Annotated in this window: 16 protein-coding genes and 1 pseudogene; 8 read left to right on the forward strand and 9 right to left on the reverse strand. The window is 66.1% G+C overall.

Annotated features, from left to right (window positions below; all coding sequences use genetic code 11):
• Positions 1–417, forward strand: a pseudogene (locus AC2VOG_RS16050) (acyl-CoA dehydrogenase family protein); the annotation flags it as partial.
• Between the two features lie 11 nt (positions 418–428).
• Positions 429–1,427: a glutathione S-transferase family protein gene (locus AC2VOG_RS16055; protein ID WP_486940864.1), complete on the forward strand. Its 999-nt coding sequence runs from the start codon at positions 429–431 to the stop codon at positions 1,425–1,427.
• A gap of 39 nt (positions 1,428–1,466) precedes the next feature.
• Here the strand turns inward: AC2VOG_RS16055 and AC2VOG_RS16060 are convergent, their stop codons facing one another.
• The 3 genes from AC2VOG_RS16060 to AC2VOG_RS16070 all read right to left on the reverse strand — a co-directional run bounded on the left by AC2VOG_RS16060 (position 1,467) and on the right by AC2VOG_RS16070 (position 4,611).
• Entirely contained in the window at positions 1,467–2,333 is an 867-nt protein-coding gene (locus AC2VOG_RS16060; RefSeq protein ID WP_486940865.1) for an endonuclease domain-containing protein, read from the reverse strand.
• A 107-nt stretch (positions 2,334–2,440) separates the two neighbouring features.
• Complete coding sequence (locus AC2VOG_RS16065) at positions 2,441–2,932, reverse strand: DUF2771 domain-containing protein (RefSeq protein WP_486940866.1); 492 nt, start codon at positions 2,930–2,932, stop codon at positions 2,441–2,443.
• A complete protein-coding gene (locus tag AC2VOG_RS16070; protein ID WP_486940867.1) occupies positions 2,929–4,611 on the reverse strand; it encodes an MFS transporter in 1,683 nt (560 codons plus the stop codon). The genes AC2VOG_RS16065 and AC2VOG_RS16070 overlap by 4 nt, the downstream gene beginning before the upstream one ends.
• Before the next feature lie 88 nt (positions 4,612–4,699).
• Between AC2VOG_RS16070 and AC2VOG_RS16075 the strand changes: the two genes are divergently transcribed.
• Entirely contained in the window at positions 4,700–5,488 is a 789-nt protein-coding gene (locus tag AC2VOG_RS16075; protein ID WP_486940868.1) for a DUF3027 domain-containing protein, read from the forward strand.
• Here AC2VOG_RS16075 and AC2VOG_RS16080 read toward each other — a convergent pair.
• Positions 5,485–5,940, reverse strand: coding sequence for an SRPBCC family protein (locus AC2VOG_RS16080; RefSeq protein ID WP_486940869.1), 456 nt, complete (start codon positions 5,938–5,940; stop codon positions 5,485–5,487). The genes AC2VOG_RS16075 and AC2VOG_RS16080 overlap by 4 nt on opposite strands.
• A gap of 14 nt (positions 5,941–5,954) precedes the next feature.
• On the reverse strand, positions 5,955–6,227 hold the full coding sequence (locus AC2VOG_RS16085) for a DUF2530 domain-containing protein (protein WP_486940870.1): 273 nt from the start codon (positions 6,225–6,227) through the stop codon (positions 5,955–5,957).
• A gap of 191 nt (positions 6,228–6,418) precedes the next feature.
• Here AC2VOG_RS16085 and AC2VOG_RS16090 point away from each other — a divergent pair, with 191 nt between their 5' ends.
• The 3 genes from AC2VOG_RS16090 to AC2VOG_RS16100 are packed head-to-tail and all read left to right on the forward strand — an operon-like array spanning position 6,419 to position 7,928.
• On the forward strand, positions 6,419–6,850 hold the full coding sequence (locus AC2VOG_RS16090; RefSeq protein WP_486940871.1) for an Rv0880 family HTH-type transcriptional regulator: 432 nt from the start codon (positions 6,419–6,421) through the stop codon (positions 6,848–6,850).
• Positions 6,847–7,659 (forward strand): TrmH family RNA methyltransferase, encoded by an 813-nt coding sequence (locus AC2VOG_RS16095; RefSeq protein WP_486940872.1) that lies wholly within the window; start codon positions 6,847–6,849, stop codon positions 7,657–7,659. Before AC2VOG_RS16090 ends, AC2VOG_RS16095 begins: the two co-directional genes overlap by 4 nt.
• Before the next feature lie 2 nt (positions 7,660–7,661).
• Entirely contained in the window at positions 7,662–7,928 is a 267-nt protein-coding gene (locus AC2VOG_RS16100) for a DUF2537 domain-containing protein (protein ID WP_486940873.1), read from the forward strand.
• On the opposite strand, the gene sepH is transcribed toward AC2VOG_RS16100, so the two are convergent.
• A complete protein-coding gene (gene sepH / locus AC2VOG_RS16105) occupies positions 7,925–8,704 on the reverse strand; it encodes a septation protein SepH (protein WP_486940874.1) in 780 nt (259 codons plus the stop codon). The two genes, AC2VOG_RS16100 and sepH, sit on opposite strands and share 4 nt — an antisense overlap.
• Positions 8,705–8,828: 124 nt before the next feature.
• Complete coding sequence (serC, locus tag AC2VOG_RS16110) at positions 8,829–9,947, reverse strand: phosphoserine transaminase (protein WP_486940879.1); 1,119 nt, start codon at positions 9,945–9,947, stop codon at positions 8,829–8,831.
• 197 nt (positions 9,948–10,144) lie between these two features.
• Between serC and AC2VOG_RS16115 the strand changes: the two genes are divergently transcribed.
• Together AC2VOG_RS16115 and AC2VOG_RS16120 are read left to right on the forward strand one after the other, a co-directional pair.
• Positions 10,145–11,188 (forward strand): AurF N-oxygenase family protein, encoded by a 1,044-nt coding sequence (locus tag AC2VOG_RS16115; RefSeq protein ID WP_486940875.1) that lies wholly within the window; start codon positions 10,145–10,147, stop codon positions 11,186–11,188.
• A gap of 6 nt (positions 11,189–11,194) precedes the next feature.
• A complete protein-coding gene (locus AC2VOG_RS16120; protein WP_486940876.1) occupies positions 11,195–12,907 on the forward strand; it encodes an FAD-dependent oxidoreductase in 1,713 nt (570 codons plus the stop codon).
• 483 nt (positions 12,908–13,390) lie between these two features.
• Here AC2VOG_RS16120 and AC2VOG_RS16125 read toward each other — a convergent pair whose 3' ends face one another.
• Together AC2VOG_RS16125 and AC2VOG_RS16130 are read right to left on the reverse strand one after the other, a co-directional pair.
• A complete protein-coding gene (locus AC2VOG_RS16125; protein ID WP_486940877.1) occupies positions 13,391–14,605 on the reverse strand; it encodes an IS110 family RNA-guided transposase in 1,215 nt (404 codons plus the stop codon).
• Between the two features lie 128 nt (positions 14,606–14,733).
• Positions 14,734–15,864 (reverse strand): citrate synthase 2, encoded by a 1,131-nt coding sequence (locus tag AC2VOG_RS16130; protein WP_486940878.1) that lies wholly within the window; start codon positions 15,862–15,864, stop codon positions 14,734–14,736.
• Positions 15,865–16,655 lie beyond the last annotated feature (791 nt).

Raw genomic sequence — 16,655 nt, forward strand, 5'->3', positions numbered from 1 at the left:
CGCAACACCTTCTACGGGATGGCGCGCTGGCAGGCCGCGCTGGAGCAAAAGCAGGGATTCCTCGGCCGGGTGGTGGACATCGGCGCCGAACTGTTCGCAATCGCGGCGACGTGTGTGCGGGCCGAATCCCAGCGCGATGCCGATCGGGCGCGCGGCGAGCAGGCCTATGAGTTGGCCGAGGCGTTCTGTCAGCAGGCCACCTTGCGGGTGGAGGCGTTGTTCGAAGCCTTGTGGACCAACACCGACGAGACCGACGCCCGATTGGCCGCCGATGTGCTCAAGGGGCGCTACATCTGGGCGGAGGAAGGGATAATCGACCAGTCCGAAGGCACCGGACCATGGATTGCGCACTGGGAACCCGGTGAGTCGACCGAATCCGACCTTTCCCGCCGATTCCTGACTGTGACGCATACCTGACGGAGGTCGACATGGCGTCCTACCGCGCCGAGGCCGGCGAATTCAGCCGCGACACCCGCTACATCGAAACCCGGATCACCGCCGACGGCCGCGACGGCTACCCGGTGGAACCGGGCCGGTATCGGCTTATTGTCGCCCGTGCTTGCCCGTGGGCCAACCGGGCGATCATCGTTCGGCGGCTCCTTGGTTTGGAAGATGTTCTCTCCATTGGGTTTTGCGGGCCGACGCACGACGAACGCAGTTGGACATTCGACCTCGACCCCGGTGGCGTCGACCCGGTGCTCCAGATTCCCCGGCTGCAGGACGCCTATTTCGCGCGCTTCCCGGACTACCCGAAGGGCATCACCGTCCCCGCGATCGTCGACGTCCCGACCGGAGCGGTCGTCACCAACGACTTCCCGCAGATGACGTTGGACCTGTCCACCGAGTGGACCGCCTACCACCGCGACGGCGCTCCGCAGCTTTATCCCGAACCGCTGCGAGCAGAGATCGACGAGGTCAACAAGCGGGTTTACACCGAGATCAACAATGGCGTGTACCGCTGCGGCTTCGCCGGCACCCAGGATGCGTATGAGGCCGCCTACGACCGGTTGTTCACCGCGCTGAACTGGGTCAGCAGCCGACTGGCAAAGCAGCGTTATCTGGTCGGTGAGACGATCACCGAGGCCGACGTCCGGCTATTCACCACGCTGGCCCGCTTCGACGCCGTCTATCACGGCCACTTCAAGTGCAACCGGAGCAAGCTCGCCGAGATGCCGGTGTTGTGGGCCTACGCGCGAGACCTGTTCCAGACACCTGGCTTTGGCGATACCGTCGACTTCGTGCAGATCAAGCAGCACTACTACATCGTGCACCACGACATCAACCCGAGTGGCATCGTGCCGAAAGGACCCGATCTGTCCAACTGGTTGACGCCACATGGTCGAGAGTCGTTGGGTGGCAGGCCGTTCGGCGACGGGACCCCGCCCGGTCGGCGTTTTTACGCGCCGAGCGTCGACTTGTCGCGTTAAACGCAGCCGATTTCGCCCAACAACTCGACGTTCGACCGGTCAGATGTGGCATCCCGCTGCGCGCAGCGCGTCGCGAACCCGCGCGACGACGACATCGGGCCGATTGCGTAGCAGGTCGGCGCTGACCCGAATGATTCGCCAGCCCCTGGCTTCGAGCTCGGCCAGCCGGTCGATGTCCCAGGTGCGTTGCGCAGGATCGGTCCAGTGGTGTGCTCCATCGAATTCGACCCCGACCTTCCACTCCGGCCAGCCCATATCGATGCGCGCCAAGACCCCGCCCCACTCACCCCGCACCTCGATTTGAGTCTGTGGGCGCGGCAACCCGCCGGCGATCAGCACGAGGCGCGTCTTGCTTTCATACGGTGACTCCGCGCCGCCGTCGACCATCGTCATTGCCCGACGCAGTTGCACCAGTCCACGTCCACCGCGATGACGGTCTGCCAAGTGTTCGACATCTGTGATCGTCAGCCGGGTCGCATGGGCCAGCGCATCGATTCGAACCACCGCGGTGGTGAGTCCTTTTCGGCGCCCAAGGTCGAACGCGGTACGCGCCGGCGTTGTCAACTGGATGCTGCCGCGCACGCATATCTCGTCCTCCCAGAGCTCGTCGCTGTGCAGCATGATGCCCGCCGTTTTGTCCCGGCTTCGGCGGTTGAGTTCAGCGGGTAGCCACGGGTCGATCCACGACGTCCGAAACAGGGCTGCGGCGGACAGCCCTGCGACCGTGGCAGCGCGTCCCGACCAGAGCCAGGCCGCCACCGCACGGGTCGCCGGTGTAAGCGATTGACCTCGAGGGACGTACACATCGCGGTGGACGCGGTCGAAGTCTGTTCGAAGTTGCTGGGGCGTGACGAGTCCTGCCGCCAGAGCTTCGGTTCCCCGGAATGGCCACTGGTTGCTTTCCATGTGCGTACGGTGCCGGTCGCCGCGGACTCGGGTGTTCGACCGTCGACTTGTTGTGCATAACTAGCCGCTTTCCGCGCAACAACTCGACGTTCGAGGGCCCCTGAGCGTCAGTTCCACACCGTTCGAATCGACCACTCTGCGTGCGGGACGCCCTGTACCTCGCCGTTGGGGTCGACGAAGACTGTCATCAACTGCACCGCGATGCCGGTGAGTCGACCGTGATGAGGATCGACGGTGGGGATGGTGACCGCCAGTCGGCTGTCCGGCCGGTAGAAGGTCGTCGCGGGAATGGCAGAGTCCTCATACACCGTGAGCAGCCACCAGGGTGCGCGACCGATCGGCGTAGGCACCGAAAGCTGAACGGGTGAGCCGGAATTCACCTGCAGCTCGCCCTCGGTCTGCGGATTCTGACAGTCGGTGAGGTCGATGACACTGCAGTAGCGGTAGGGGCCGACCCGGACCAAGTGGCCGGCTGAGTAGGCGCTGATCTGTGGACGCTGTGGGCCCGGCTTGCGCTCCAACCCCCACGCGCCGAATCCGGCGCCCGCCGCAAGCGTCGTGACAATCAACAGCAGAGCAAGCCTTTTCGTCGACGTCATGATCGGGGCACCGCCGCGTCGCTACGCTTGGCCTTGCCTTCCTGTTCGACCATCACGGGGCGGTTGCCTCCTAGGCCGGGGATCAGCGAGTCGCCGTTGAAGCTGAGGATGGTCTGGGCCAGACCGAGGATCAGCACCGAGGTGACGACGCTGAACCCGATCCACAGATCGGTGTAAATCAGCACGCCCATCGCGCCACCGAGCACCCACGCGAGTTGCAGCGTCGACTCCGAACGTCCGAATGCCGACGCGCGCGATTCCTCGGGCAGGTCGTCCTGCAACGACGAATCGAGGGCGGCCTTCGCGATCGCGCTGGCCCCCGAGGTGATCAGTGCCGCGATCGCAACCATCAGCTGCGTACCGGCCACGGCCGCGGCCAGCGCGACACCGGTCACCGCCAGGGCGCAACGCAGCACGAGCACCGAGGGCCGGCCGAGCCGCAACCGCGCGCTGGTGAAGTTGCCGGCGAAGTTGCCGATCGCGGCGGCCGCACCGATCATGCCGAGCAGCGCGAGCTGTCGCCAGCCATTGGCATGATGTGCCTTGGCCACGAAGGCCGGATACAGGAACAGGAACCCGACCATGATCTTGATTGTGCAATTACCCCAAAGCGAGGTGATGATGTTGCGGCCGAACGGTTGTCGAAGTGCTCCGCCGGCCCGGCGGACCTCGTCGGGCCAACTCCGTCGCCCTGCGTCCTGCCGGTAACTCAGGGTGGTGGGAACTTCGCCCGCGGTCACCTCGACCCAGCGTGGGATGCGCATGGACAGTGCGGCGCCCGCCACGGTGACGCCGATGACGACGTACAGCGCACCGGGCAGCTGAAGCAGGCGGTCGCTGGCGTACTCGATCCCGCCGGCGATGCCACCGCCGACGATGGTGCCGCCCAGCAGGCCGAACATGGTCAACCGGGAGTTCACCCGGACCAGGTCGATCGTCGGCGGCATCACCCGCGGCGTGACCGCACTGCGCAGCACGCTGAACGACTTCGACAGCACCATCATCATCAGTGCACACGGATACAGCACCCAGGACTGATATCCGCCGGTCGCGGCGTCGTAGTTGGCGATCAGTACCACCGCCAGCGCCGTACGCATCGCGAACGACGCCGCCAGTGCGACTCGACGACCGTGCTGCAACCGGTCCAGCGCGGGACCGATCAGCGGTGCGATCACCGCGAACGGAGCGATCGTGATCAGCAGGTACAGCGCAACTCGATCTTTGCTCTCCCCGGTGGCCGCAGCAAAGAACAGCGTATTGGCCAGCGCCACCGCCATTGCAGCGTCGGTCGCGAAATTGGCCATTACCGGCCAGGTGAGCGCGGTCAGCCCGGATTTGTCGGCGCCGTCGGCGGTGGCGGCCCGCTGCACCAGGTCATACATCCGCGAACCCATTTCGCGGCTGCGCTGCGCGGCGGCGCGGGTGACGGTGATCCGTTCTCCGGTCGGGGTGGTGGCCAGCGGTTCGCGACGGGGTTCGGTCCCTGGCCGACGATTCAGCGGCGGCAGGTACCGGTTCGCGCTCGGCATTGCCGGTCCGCCTGGTGAACGGCGGTAATCCGCCTCGTCGGCGGGGTAATTGGCCATGCCGGGATGCTCGGCGCCCGGCCCGCTACGACCCCGCCGAACGGGCGCCGAGCGGGGCCTTGCAACCGGGTGATCATCGTCTCGTCCCGCCATGCATCGATTCTCACCCATAGCGGGTGTGGTGGTCCGCAGGCGACCGGTGTGGCCGGCTGTTGCATCTGTGCGGCAGAATTAGGGGCCCATGGAAACAACGGACGATGTGACCGGTTCGACCGCGACGGAATGGTCGCCGGAATTGGCGAGCGTTCTCACCGGCGCGGTCGACTTGGCGCGCGCTGCCGTGGTCGAGGGCAGCGGTGACGACACCGTGGGCGACTACCTCGGCGTCGGCTACGAAGATCCGACCAGTGCCACCCACCGCTTCCTCGCCCATCTGCCCGGATACCACGGCTGGCAGTGGGCGGTGGTGGTGGCGAGTTATCCCGGCGCCGACCACGCAACGGTCAGTGAGGTGGTGCTGGTACCCGGGCCCGAGTCATTGCTGGCACCGGATTGGCTGCCGTGGGATCAGCGCGTCCGGCCGGGCGACCTGAGCCCTGGCGACCTGCTGGCCCCTGTGTCGGACGACCCGCGGTTGGTGCCCGGCTTCATGGCGTCGGGTGACCCCCAAGTCGACGAGATCGCCGCCGAAATCGGGTTGGGTCGCCGGCGGGTGATGAGTGCGTGGGGCCGCGACGAAGCCGCGCAGCGCTGGCACGACGGCGACTACGGTCCGCGCACGCCGATGGCTCAGTCGACCAAGCGGGTCTGCCGCGATTGCGGTTTCTTCCTGCCGCTGGCCGGTTCGCTGGGAGCGATGTTCGGCGTGTGCGGCAACGAGTTGTCCGCCGATGGTCATGTCGTCGACTTCGAGTACGGATGCGGCGCGCATTCCGACACGCCCGCTCCCGCGGGCAGCGGCTCGCCGGCCTATGACCCGTTCGACGACGGTGTGCTCGATGTCAGCGAGAAGCCCGCTGAGCCCGCTTAGCTGTTCTCGGCCGCGGCCTTGATTCTGGCCAGCGAGGCATGCATTCCGTCGACGAGTTCGCGCTCGAAGCTCTCGATGCCGCCCATCAGTGCTTTGACGGCGATGCTGGACACCGGCTTGACGCCGTTTTCGGCGTGCCGGCTCTCGATCACCCTGGTGCCAGCCGAAATCGGCTGCAGTTCGTAGCTCCACACGGTGTTGTTCGCATTCACCCGGAACGCCAGCTTCTGCTCTGGGACCAACTCGACGACGGTGGATGTCGTCGGCCAGATCAGCAGGTTGCGCCGGTTGAGGTTGAAGGTCCGGGTGCCGGGGCGGACGGGGCCCAGTGGCCGCATCAACCGGCACTGCGGACTCCACTGCGGCATCCGGCGGAAATCGCTGATCAGCGACCACACCTTCGCGACGGGTGCGTCGATGTCGATTTGAGCTTGTAAGAGCGGTGCTGCCATGTACTCCAAACCTCCTAGCTGGTGGGCTTTGTTATGAGTCCGGTCTGAGCGCCGCGGGCGCCCCGACGGGCGGCTGAGCGCTGCAGCAGAAAGAAGGAAGTGCCCAGCACACCTACCGCGAGCCCGGCCACCGTCAGCGGTCGCCAGGTGGCGAGCGCCGGTGTGAGGAAGACGATCACCGCGGCGACCAGCCAGACCAGCGCGCCGATCACGATAACCGGCCACGGGTCCAATAACGCGGCTGGTAGCGGTGGCGGCTCGATGGTCTCGCCCGGCTTGTCAGACATCGAGATCAAGATAGCTTGACGACGATGCCGGCCGCGAGCGGCCGGAGGAGAAGTCGAGCCGTGGGGTCAGCTTGACGACGATGCCGGCCGCGAGCGGCCGGAGGAGAAGTCGAGCCGTGCATGCAGCCGATGTGTCTCCGTCTTGGTGATTCGACGTGGACGTCTGAGTGATCTGTCGTAACCTTCGCGCTGTGATCGATAGCGATAGCCGATTGGCCAGCGACCTGTCGTTGGCGGTGATGCGGCTGTCCCGGCAGCTGCGATTTCGCCGCCCGCAGTCCCCGGTGTCGTTATCGCAACTCTCGGCGTTGGCTACGTTGGCCAACTTCGGGCCGATGACGCCGGGCGCGCTGGCGATCCGGGAACGGGTTCGCCCACCGTCGATGACGCGGGTGATCGCTTCACTGGCCGAACTGGGCTTCGTCGACCGCGTCGCACATCCCGACGACGGTCGGCAAGTTCTGGTGTCGTTATCCGCCTCGGGCGTCGAGCTGATAGAGGCCGAACGCCGGGCCAGCCAGGAGTGGCTCGCGCAGCGTCTGGAAACCCTCGGCGTGTCTGACCGTGACACGTTACGGGTGGCGGCGGACTTGATCCTCGCGCTGGTCGACGAAAGCCCTTGACCGTCAACGTCATCGACATCGATGATCCCGATGATGCGCGGCTGGACAACTTCCGCGACTTGAACAGCATCGACCGGCGCCCGGATCTGCCCACCGGCAAGGGTCTGGTGATCGCCGAGGGCGTGCTCGTCGTGCAGCGGATGCTCGCTTCGCCGTTCACGCCGTTGGCGTTGCTGGGCACCGACCGCCGACTCACCGAACTGACGACGGACCTCATCGGCAACCCAGCGCCCTACTACCGGGTGTCGGCCGAGGTAATGGCGGCGGCGGTCGGCTTCCATCTCAACCGCGGCGTGCTTGCCGCGGCCCGCCGGGAACCCGAGCGCAGTGTCGCCGAAGTCGTCGATGGCGCTCAGACCGTCGCGGTACTCGAGGGCGTCAACGACCACGAAAACCTGGGCTCGATTTTCCGCAACGCGGCCGGACTCGACGTCGACGCCGTGGTGTTCGGCAGCGGCTGCGCCGACCCGCTGTACCGGCGCGCGGTACGTGTCTCGATGGGGCACGCCCTGCTGGTGCCGTTCGCCCGGGCTGTCGGTTGGCCCGACGAGTTGAAGGCACTGCAGCAGAGAGGTTTTCGATTGTTGGCTATGACCCCTGGTTCCGCCACGACGACGTTGCCGGAGGCGATGGCGGCGGTACGCCGCGAACGGGTCGCCATTATGGTCGGCGCCGAGGGGCCCGGCCTGAGTCATGCCGCGATGAAGGCCAGCGATGTACGAGCGCGCATCCCGATGTCGCGCGGCACCGACTCGCTCAACGTCGCCACCGCCGCGGCGCTGGCGTTCTACGAGCGAGCTAGAGTCTGAGTGTGACCGACGAATCTACGCCGTGGGCAACAGGTTTGACGGTCGCGGCGTTCGTCGCGGCGGTTACCGCAGTCGCCATCGTGGTGCTGAGTCTCGGCCTGGTTCGGGTGCATCCGCTGTTGGCGGTCGGTTTGAATATCGTCGCGGCGGGCGGATTGGCGCCAACGCTGTGGGGTTGGCGCCACACGCCGGTGCTGCGCTGGCTGGTGCTGGGCGGGGGCGTAGGCGTCGCGGTGGCGTGGCTAGACCTGCTCGCCATGGCTCTCTAGCGCTGGCCGCTGGAGCGCACGCCGAGCAGCACGTCTTCCCAGGCCGGTACCGCCGGCTTGCCGCGCCGGGCCCGTGTCGGCTCGGATTTGGGCTCGGGGTCTGTGGTCTCCTCGACGGGGGCCGGCGCTGGCTCCGGTGCGTCGAAGTCCAGCTGCGCGACGGCGGCCACGGGGCGCAGCAGCGGACGGTCGAATTCGGGGTCGATCAGTTCCCGCGCGGTGTCGTCGACAGCGGTGACGGTTCCACCGTGCGAGCCGGGGCAGTAGCGAAAGTGCGCCAGGTTGTCCGAGCGGCCGACCTTCCAGGCCAGCTGAACGGTCCAGCGGCCGTCCTCGTTACGCCACGCGTCCCAGGTGATTCCGTCGGGATTCAGGCCGCGGGCCACCAGCGACGAAGTGACAGTCTCCAGCAGCGTCAGCACCGACGGGCCGTCGGAGAGGACGGGATGGGCGGCGGTCGCCAGCTCGGCGGCGCGGGCCCGCTCCATCAGCACTGGATGGGCGAACCGCTCGACTTTGGAGATGTCGACACCGGCGGACTCGGCGAGCTGCTCAACCGACGCACCGGCCCGGATTCGGGCCTGAATCTCCTTGGGACGCAACATGCTGCTGACCTCGATGTCGATATGGGTTTGGTTGACCCGGGATCCGTCGCCGCGCACCGCCGCACGCAATCGGTCATCGACGCGAATCCGGTATTTGTCGGCGGGGTTTTCGCCCTCGCAGATGACGTGTCTTGCGTCGACATCGAGTCCGACGATCTTGAGTTCCCGCATGGTTGTCTCCTCGCAGGCTCCTCGCAGACCAGCGCTTCAGGCCTGTCCTCGCGCACTGTAACTCGGGGGGCGTCCGCGACCGGGGTGGACACGCGGTAACACCTGGGCTTTTCTTGCCCCGGGGCTAAATCCGTTCGACCACCCAGTCGATGCATTCGGTGAGCGCACTGACGTCGTCTGGCTCGACGGCGGGGAACATCGCAACTCGCAACTGGTTACGTCCGAGTTTGCGGTAGGGCTCGACATCGACGATGCCATTGGCGCGCAGCACCTTGGCCACCGCGGCGGCGTCGACATCGTCGTTGAAGTCGATGGTGCCGACCACTTGGGAACGCAGCTTGGGGTCTGTGACGAACGGCGTGGTGAAGGGCCGTTCCTGCGCCCAGTTGTACAACCGGTCCGACGAATCGGCGGTGCGCTTGACCGCCCAATCCAGCCCGCCGTTGCCTAGCAGCCAGTCGATCTGCTCTGCCAGCAGCACCAGCGTCGCGATCGCCGGGGTGTTGTAGGTCTGGTTCTTGAGACTGTTCTCGACCGCGATCGGCAGCGATAGAAAGTCGGGCACCCACCGGTTCGACGCTGCGATGGCCTCGATCCGGCTCAGCGCCGCCGGGCTCAGGATGGCCAGCCATAGCCCGCCGTCGGCGGCGAAGTTCTTCTGCGGGGCGAAGTAGTAGGCATCGGTGTCGGCGATGTCGACGGGTAGCCCGCCGGCGCCGGAGGTGGCATCGATGACGACCAGCGCGTTGCCGGCATCACGCGGCCGGACAACGGGCACCGCGACACCGGTCGAGGTTTCGTTGTGCGCCCAGGCGATGACATCGACCGACGGGTCGGATTGCGGCTCGGGCGCGCGGCCCGGATCGGCCTTGATGATGATGGGGTCGCCGACGAACGGGTTCTTGGCGACGCAGGACGCGAACTTGGCGCTGAACTCGCCATAGGTCAGGTGCAGCGACCGCTTGTCGACCAGGCCGAAGGCGGCGGCATCCCAGAACGCTGTCGAGCCGCCGTTACCGAGGATCACCTCGTAGCCGTCGGGCACCGAGAACAAGTCTCGCAGACCGGTGCGTACCCGGCCGACCAGGTCCTTTACCGGTGCCTGGCGGTGGGATGTGCCGAAGAGTCCTGCAGCACTGGTAGACAGGGCCTGCAGCTGTTCGGGTCGGACCTTGGACGGGCCGGATCCGAATCGTCCGTCGCCGGGTTTGATGTCCTCGGGGATCGTGAGCTGCTCAGCCATGTCCACCAGGTTAGTGATGGACAGCAGCGCTACTTTCAGGTGGTCGGCGCCGGCTTCCCGTGTGATGTGAGTCACAGTGCACACATGTTCACGGATACAGCACAATGGTGATTTCAGGTCTAGCAAGTTCCCGTTACCTTGGGTACTGTGTTGGACATAGCACGTCCGAATGTAAACCTCACTGGGGAGGCCCCGGCATGGCTCACACGGCAACCGCGCAAAAGCAGGCACGAACCAAGTTCGTCAGGCGCTGGCGCAAGAACATGGATGTCTTCGACGATGCCAAGTACGTGGAGATGCTGAACACGCTGTCCGAGGGGTCGGTGCGGCGCAACTTCAACCCGTACACCGATATCGACTGGGACTCTCCGGAATTCGCGGTCGTCGACGACGACGCGCGCTGGATCCTCCCGAAGACCGACCCGTTGGGCATGCACTCCTGGTACCAGGCGCAGTCTCGTGAGCGGCAGATCCAGATCGGTATGTGGCGCCAGGCAAACGTGGCCAAGGTCGGTCTGCACTTCGAGTCGATCCTGATTCGCGGCCTGATGGAGTACGCCTTTTGGGTACCCAACGGCTCGCCGGAATACCGCTACTGCCTGCACGAGGCGGTCGAAGAGTGCAACCACACGATGATGTTCCAGGAGATGGTCAACCACATCGGCGCCGACGTACCTGGTATGCCACGTCTGCTCAAGTGGGTCCAGCCGCTGATCCCGCTGGTCGCGGGCCCGATGCCGATCCCGTTCTGGTTCGGCATCCTGGCCGGCGAAGAGCCCATCGACCACACCCAGAAGAACGTGCTGCGGGAAGGCAAGGACCTGCACCCGATCATGGAGCGGGTGATGGCGATCCACGTGGCCGAAGAAGCTCGCCACATCTCGTTCGCCCATGAGTATCTGCGTAAGCGGGTGCCGGCTCTGCCCCGCCGCAAGCGTTTCTGGCTCTCGCTCTTCGTGCCCCTGACCATGCGCATCCTGTGTTCGGCGATCATCGTGCCGCCGAAGGCCTTCTGGCAGGAATTCGACATCCCGCGTCAGGTGCGCAAAGAGGTGTTCTTCTCCTCTCCGGAGTCGCGCCAGATGCTGCGCGACATGTTCGGTGACGTCCGGATGCTCTGCACGGACACCGGTTTGATGAACCCGATAGCCAAGTTGATCTGGCGGATCTGCAAGATCAACGGTGAGCCGTCGCGCTACCGCAGTGAGCCGCAACGGCAGCATCTGTCAGTCGCCGCGTAACAGCGTATGCCCCACGTAATCACCCAGTCGTGCTGTAGCGACGGGTCCTGTGTCTACGCCTGCCCGGTGAACTGCATCCACCCGTCACCGGACGAGCCGGAATTTGCCACCGCCGAGATGCTTTACATTGACCCGGTGGCGTGCGTGGACTGCGGTGCCTGCGTGAGCGCCTGTCCGGTGGGCGCCATCGCGCCGGACTCCCGGTTGACGAGCGCCCAACAGCCGTTCATAGCGCTCAACGCCATGTTCTACGAGCCGGTACACGCGTCCCGTCCGGCCGACCAGAAGCTGCCGCCGACATCCAAACTGGCGCCGGTGATTCCGGCTCCGGAGGTACATGGCAACCACAGCGGGCCGTTGACGGTCGCGATCGTGGGATCAGGGCCGGCCGCGATGTACGCGGCCGACGAATTGCTCACCCAGCGGGGTGTGCGGGTCAACGTCTTCGAAAAGCTGCCCACCCCTTACGGATTGGTGCGAGCCGGAGTCGCTCCCGACCACCAGACCACCAAGCGGGTCACCCGGCTGTTCGACCGGATCGCCCGACACCGCGAGTTCCGGTTCTTCCTCAACGTGGAGGTCGGCAACCATCTGAGCCACGACGACCTGCTGGCGCACCACCATGCGGTCATCTACGCGTCGGGCGCCCCCAACGATCGTCGTCTCGACATCGATGGGATGGACCTGCCGGGTACCGGCACCGCCACCGAGTTGGTGGCGTGGATCAACGGGCACCCCGACTTCGTTGACCTGCCAGTCGATCTCGGTCATGAGCGGGTCGTCGTCGTGGGTAACGGCAACGTGGCGTTCGACGTGGCGCGGGTGCTGACCGCCGACCCCGACGAACTGGCGCACACCGACATCGCCGACCACGCGCTGGCCGCGCTACGCGAGTCGCGGGTGCGCGAAGTCGTCATCGCGGCCCGGCGCGGCCCGCAGCATTCGGCGTTCACGCTACCCGAGCTGATCGGCCTGACCGCAGCGGCGGAAGTCGTTCTCGCCGAAGCGGACCGCGATGCGGTGCAGCGCGACCTGGACACCGTCACCGATGCGTTGACCAAGCAGAAGCTGGAGGTTTTGAGCACCCTGGATCACGCCGAAACACCGGCGACGTCGAGGCCGCGGATCCGGTTGGCCTACAACCTGACTCCGCAGCGGGTGCTCGGCGAGCAGCGAGCGGTCGGACTGGAGTTCGCCGTCACCGGCACCGACGAGGTGCAGGCCATCGACGCCGGACTGGTTTTGACCTCAATTGGCTACCACGGCAAGGCAATCAAAGACCTGCCCTTCGACGACAAGGCGGGCGTGGTGCCCAACAACGGGGGACGCGTCATGCGTGCGGACGGGCCGCTGGATGGCGCCTATGTCGCGGGGTGGATCAAGCGTGGGCCGACCGGTTTCATCGGCACCAACAAGTCATGCGCGGCGCAGACCGTCCGACGACTGGTCGACGACTACAACGCCGGGCTGTTGCGCGACCCGATCGGCAAGCCGTCGGCATTGGACAGGCTGGTGCGGGAACGTCAGCCCGGTGTCGTCGACGCCAACGGCTGGCGCACGATCGATGCCGCCGAGATAGCGCGCGGCGACCGCGCCGGCCGCCCGCGCAACAAGTTCACTTCGGTCGCCGAGATGCTCGACGTCGCGGCGTCCGCGCCGACGCCTTCGCTGCGAAGCCGGGTCGCCGATCGGCTGCGGGAAATGGCCGACCTGGTCTAGCTGGCTGTAGGTCGTGTCAAGTCGTGTGGTGTGCGTGGGGCATTGCCGCCAGTAGTTGCTGGCGTTGAAAGACCTGGCCGGAGTGCGCGGTGTGCTGTGAGGAGTGCCGAGCGCCCACGCTGACTTATGCGACCTCTTGGTGGGTCATCTGGCGTCGTTCGGGCTGCTGTGAAGGCGAAGGACCGGGTGCCAAGCTAGATTCGGCGTAACCCGTGTAGGTCCGCCATAGCCGTTACGGCATCTGATCCGGCCCTTCGTCGTGCTTCCAGCCTGGCACTACCGGCCGCAGTTGTGAAGGGAGCAGTTCGAGGGTGGTGTTACCTCCCGTTGGGTCGAACGGGTGGTTTCCTCGTCCGGGCAGGATGCGCCGGTGCTCGTCGCTGTCCACGTCGTTCGTCCTCGCTGCGCTGCGGGCGCTGCAGGTGGACAGCTCCTGCGTCTCCGGCGCCGAGGGCCGGGATCGAGGAAATCCCCATACCAGTGTTAGCTCCAGCGGGAGGGGTCGTAGCTGGCGTGATCGCGGACCAGCGCATAGGCGATCCGGGTGCCGCGATGCGCCAGGGCGCAGCCGATGATTCCGCCGTGCTTACCACGTGATTTCAGTTCGGCGGCATAGGCTTTGGCGGCCGGTTCGGTCAGCCACAGGCCGATACCGAGGTCGATCAGAGCTCGGCGCAGCGCCACACTGCCCTCGCGGCTGATCTTTCCGTCTCGGCGTTTACCGGCGGATTCGTATTGCATCGGGGACAGCCCTGAGGCCCGGTAGATCTGACGAGGTCCTGGCCACCGGCCCGGATCCCCCAGTGCGGCAGCGTAATTAGATACTCGGACCACACCCCAGCCCGGCACCGAGGTCAGCGTGGCATACGGGCTGAACGGCAACAATGCGGCCAGCTCACACTCGGCGCTCTCGATTTGGGTGTCCAAATCAGCCAACAACCCCAAATCGGCGGCCAGCACCCGACGGGCCACCACAGCGTCGCGGGTCGGTAATGCGTCGCGGGCCGCGCTCACGACACGTTCGGCGACCGGGCGGCGCACCGCCACGTCACGGGCCGCGGCGAACCGGATCAGCCGGTTGACGCCCAGCGCACACAGCCGGGCCGGATCGGCGAACTCCGCAGCGACCAGCCGACCGATCTTGGTGCCCAGCACATCGGGCAACGCCAGCGTCAACCCCGGAAAGGCACGGTCGAGTTGACCGAGCAGTTGATTCTTTGTCGCGCTGCGCGTGGCGACCCGCCGCGACCGGTGGGTAGCCCAGGCCGCCAGCTCACCGATGCGAACCGCACGGTCGGTGATCATCTGCCCTCGCCCGGCCAGCGCCAGCTCGGTGATGGCTTCCAGATCAATCGCGTCGGTCTTGACCCGCCGCCGGCCCGCGACCCGGCGTTGCTCAGCGACATGGGCCGGATTGAACTCCAAAACCTCCCACCCCACCGGCCACCGATAGTCCAGCACCGGACGGTGGTAATGCCCCGCCGCTTCGACACCTACCTTCACCTGGGCAGATGGCGGCACAATGGCCACCACTCGATGCACCGCCGCAGCCAAGCCCGAACGGCTCATCGCAAACTCGACAGGACCCAATAACCGTTTACGGGCGCTGTCGGTCGCCGACAGCATCGCGGAAGTCTTGCCGACATCGACGGCAACGACGATCGTGGACGACGTGACTGGAGCAGCATGCACAGACACAACAACACCTCCGGGGCGTGTCAAAGAGAACCCGAGCGCGTCAACGCTCGAATTCTCGAAAGGGAAACTTCTGACAATCCCTTCCTGACACCCCCGGAGGCGTTTGTGAAGGACCAACCCGATCTATATCAGCCGTTGCGGACGGTGTCCCAGCCCGCCACCGACTTCGGGCTCCGCGGGCCGGGCCCGACGTAGATCGCCGCGGGGCGGACCAGCTTGCCCAGTCGCTTCTGCTCGAGAATGTGCGCACACCACCCCGCAGTCCGGCCGCAGGTGAACATCGCCGGCATCATCCGGGCCGGCACCTGGGCGAAGTCCAGGATCACCGCGGCCCAGAATTCGACGTTGGTCTCGATGGCCCGGTCCGGGCGCCGCTCGCGCAACTCGGCGAGCGCGGCCTGCTCGACGGCTGCGGCCACCTCGTAGCGTGGCGCGCCCAATCGCTTGGCGGTCGCCCGCAGAACGCGGGCCCGCGGGTCCTCGGCGCGGTACACCCGGTGCCCGAAGCCCATCAGTTTCTCGCGGCGGTCCAGGATTCCCTTGACCAGTCCGCGCGCATCGCCGGTGCGCTCGACCTCTTCGAGCATCGGCAGCACCCGCGCCGGCGCCCCGCCGTGCAGTGGGCCGCTCATCGCGCCGACCGCGCCCGACAGCGATGCCGCTACGTCGGCGCCGGTTGAGGCGATCACCCGCGCGGTGAAGGTCGAGGCGTTCATCCCGTGCTCGGCAGCCGACACCCAGTAGGCGTCCACGGCCTCGACGTGCTTGGGGTCCGGCTCACCCTGCCAGCGGGTCATAAAACGTGCTGTCACCGTCGAACATTCGTCGATGACGCGCTGCGGGACGGCGGGCTGGTAAATACCGCGGGCCGACTGCGCGACATAGGACAGCGCCATCACCGAGGAGCGGGCCAACTGGTCGCGAGCAGTGGTTTCGTCGATGTCGAGCAGCGGCTCGAAGCCCCAGATCGGGGCCAGCATCGCCAGACCGGCCTGCACGTCGACCCGAACGTCGCCGCTGTGGATCGGCAGCGGGAACGGCTCGGCCGGCGGCAGTCCGTCGCCGAATTTTCCGTCCACCAGCAAAGCCCACACGTCGCCGAAAGTGACGTGCTGGCTGACCAGGTCTTCGATGTCAACACCGCGGTAGCGTAGGGCGCCGCCGTCTTTATCGGGCTCGGCGATCTCGGTGGTAAACGCCACCACGCCCTCGAGTCCGGCAACGAAATTCTCCGGGATCTGGTCCGAGATGGCAGTCATGCCAAAAGTCTCCCACGCGACCGGGTACGTCTTGCTACCGGTGGGTAACTCGCATGGACGGGCTCTTCAGCTGCGTGACTGGGCTTTCCCGTCCTTTGGTATTCGTGGCGACCCTCGGACCGACCGGCGTCGTCGGTGACCGTCAGCGCGCTTGGCGACGGTGATGACACTGCGGGTGTTTTCGGGTCAAAGTGCATCGGGTGTGCGTCCTGGGCGTCGAGCGTGCATCGTGGGCGGGAAAATCGCGGAAATCCCGCCCCTGTGCACACTTGAAGCCGTCAGCGCACACTCGACGCCAGCAGGGGCAGACAGAAAGCGGCAAGCGGACAGCCAGCCACCAGAATCACCTGACTTGGTGACAAGTGGGAAAACTGCCCCCTGATGCGGGTGTTTTCGGGTCACGTCTGCGTCCAGTGGATCGAGTGTGCATCGTGGGCGTCGAGTGTGCATCGTGGGCGGGAAAATCGCGGAAATCCCGCCCCCTGTGCACACTCGAAGCCGTCAGCGCACACTCGACGCCAGCAGGGGCAGACAGAAAGCGGCAACCGGACGACCGGCCGACACGCCAGCACCAGGTTGGACGCAAGTCGGGAAACTACCCCATGATGCGGGTGCTGTCGGGTCAGGTGTGCGGCACGTGCATCGAGTGTGCATCCTGGGCGTCGAGTGTGAAACGTGGGCGGGAAAATCGCGGAAATCCCGCCCCTTGCGCACACTCGAAGCCGTCAGTGCACACTCGACGCCCAGCAGGGGTATACAGAAGGCGGCAAGCGGACAGCCAGCCACCAGAG

The organism is Mycobacterium sp. TH-M11, from assembly GCF_057473725.1.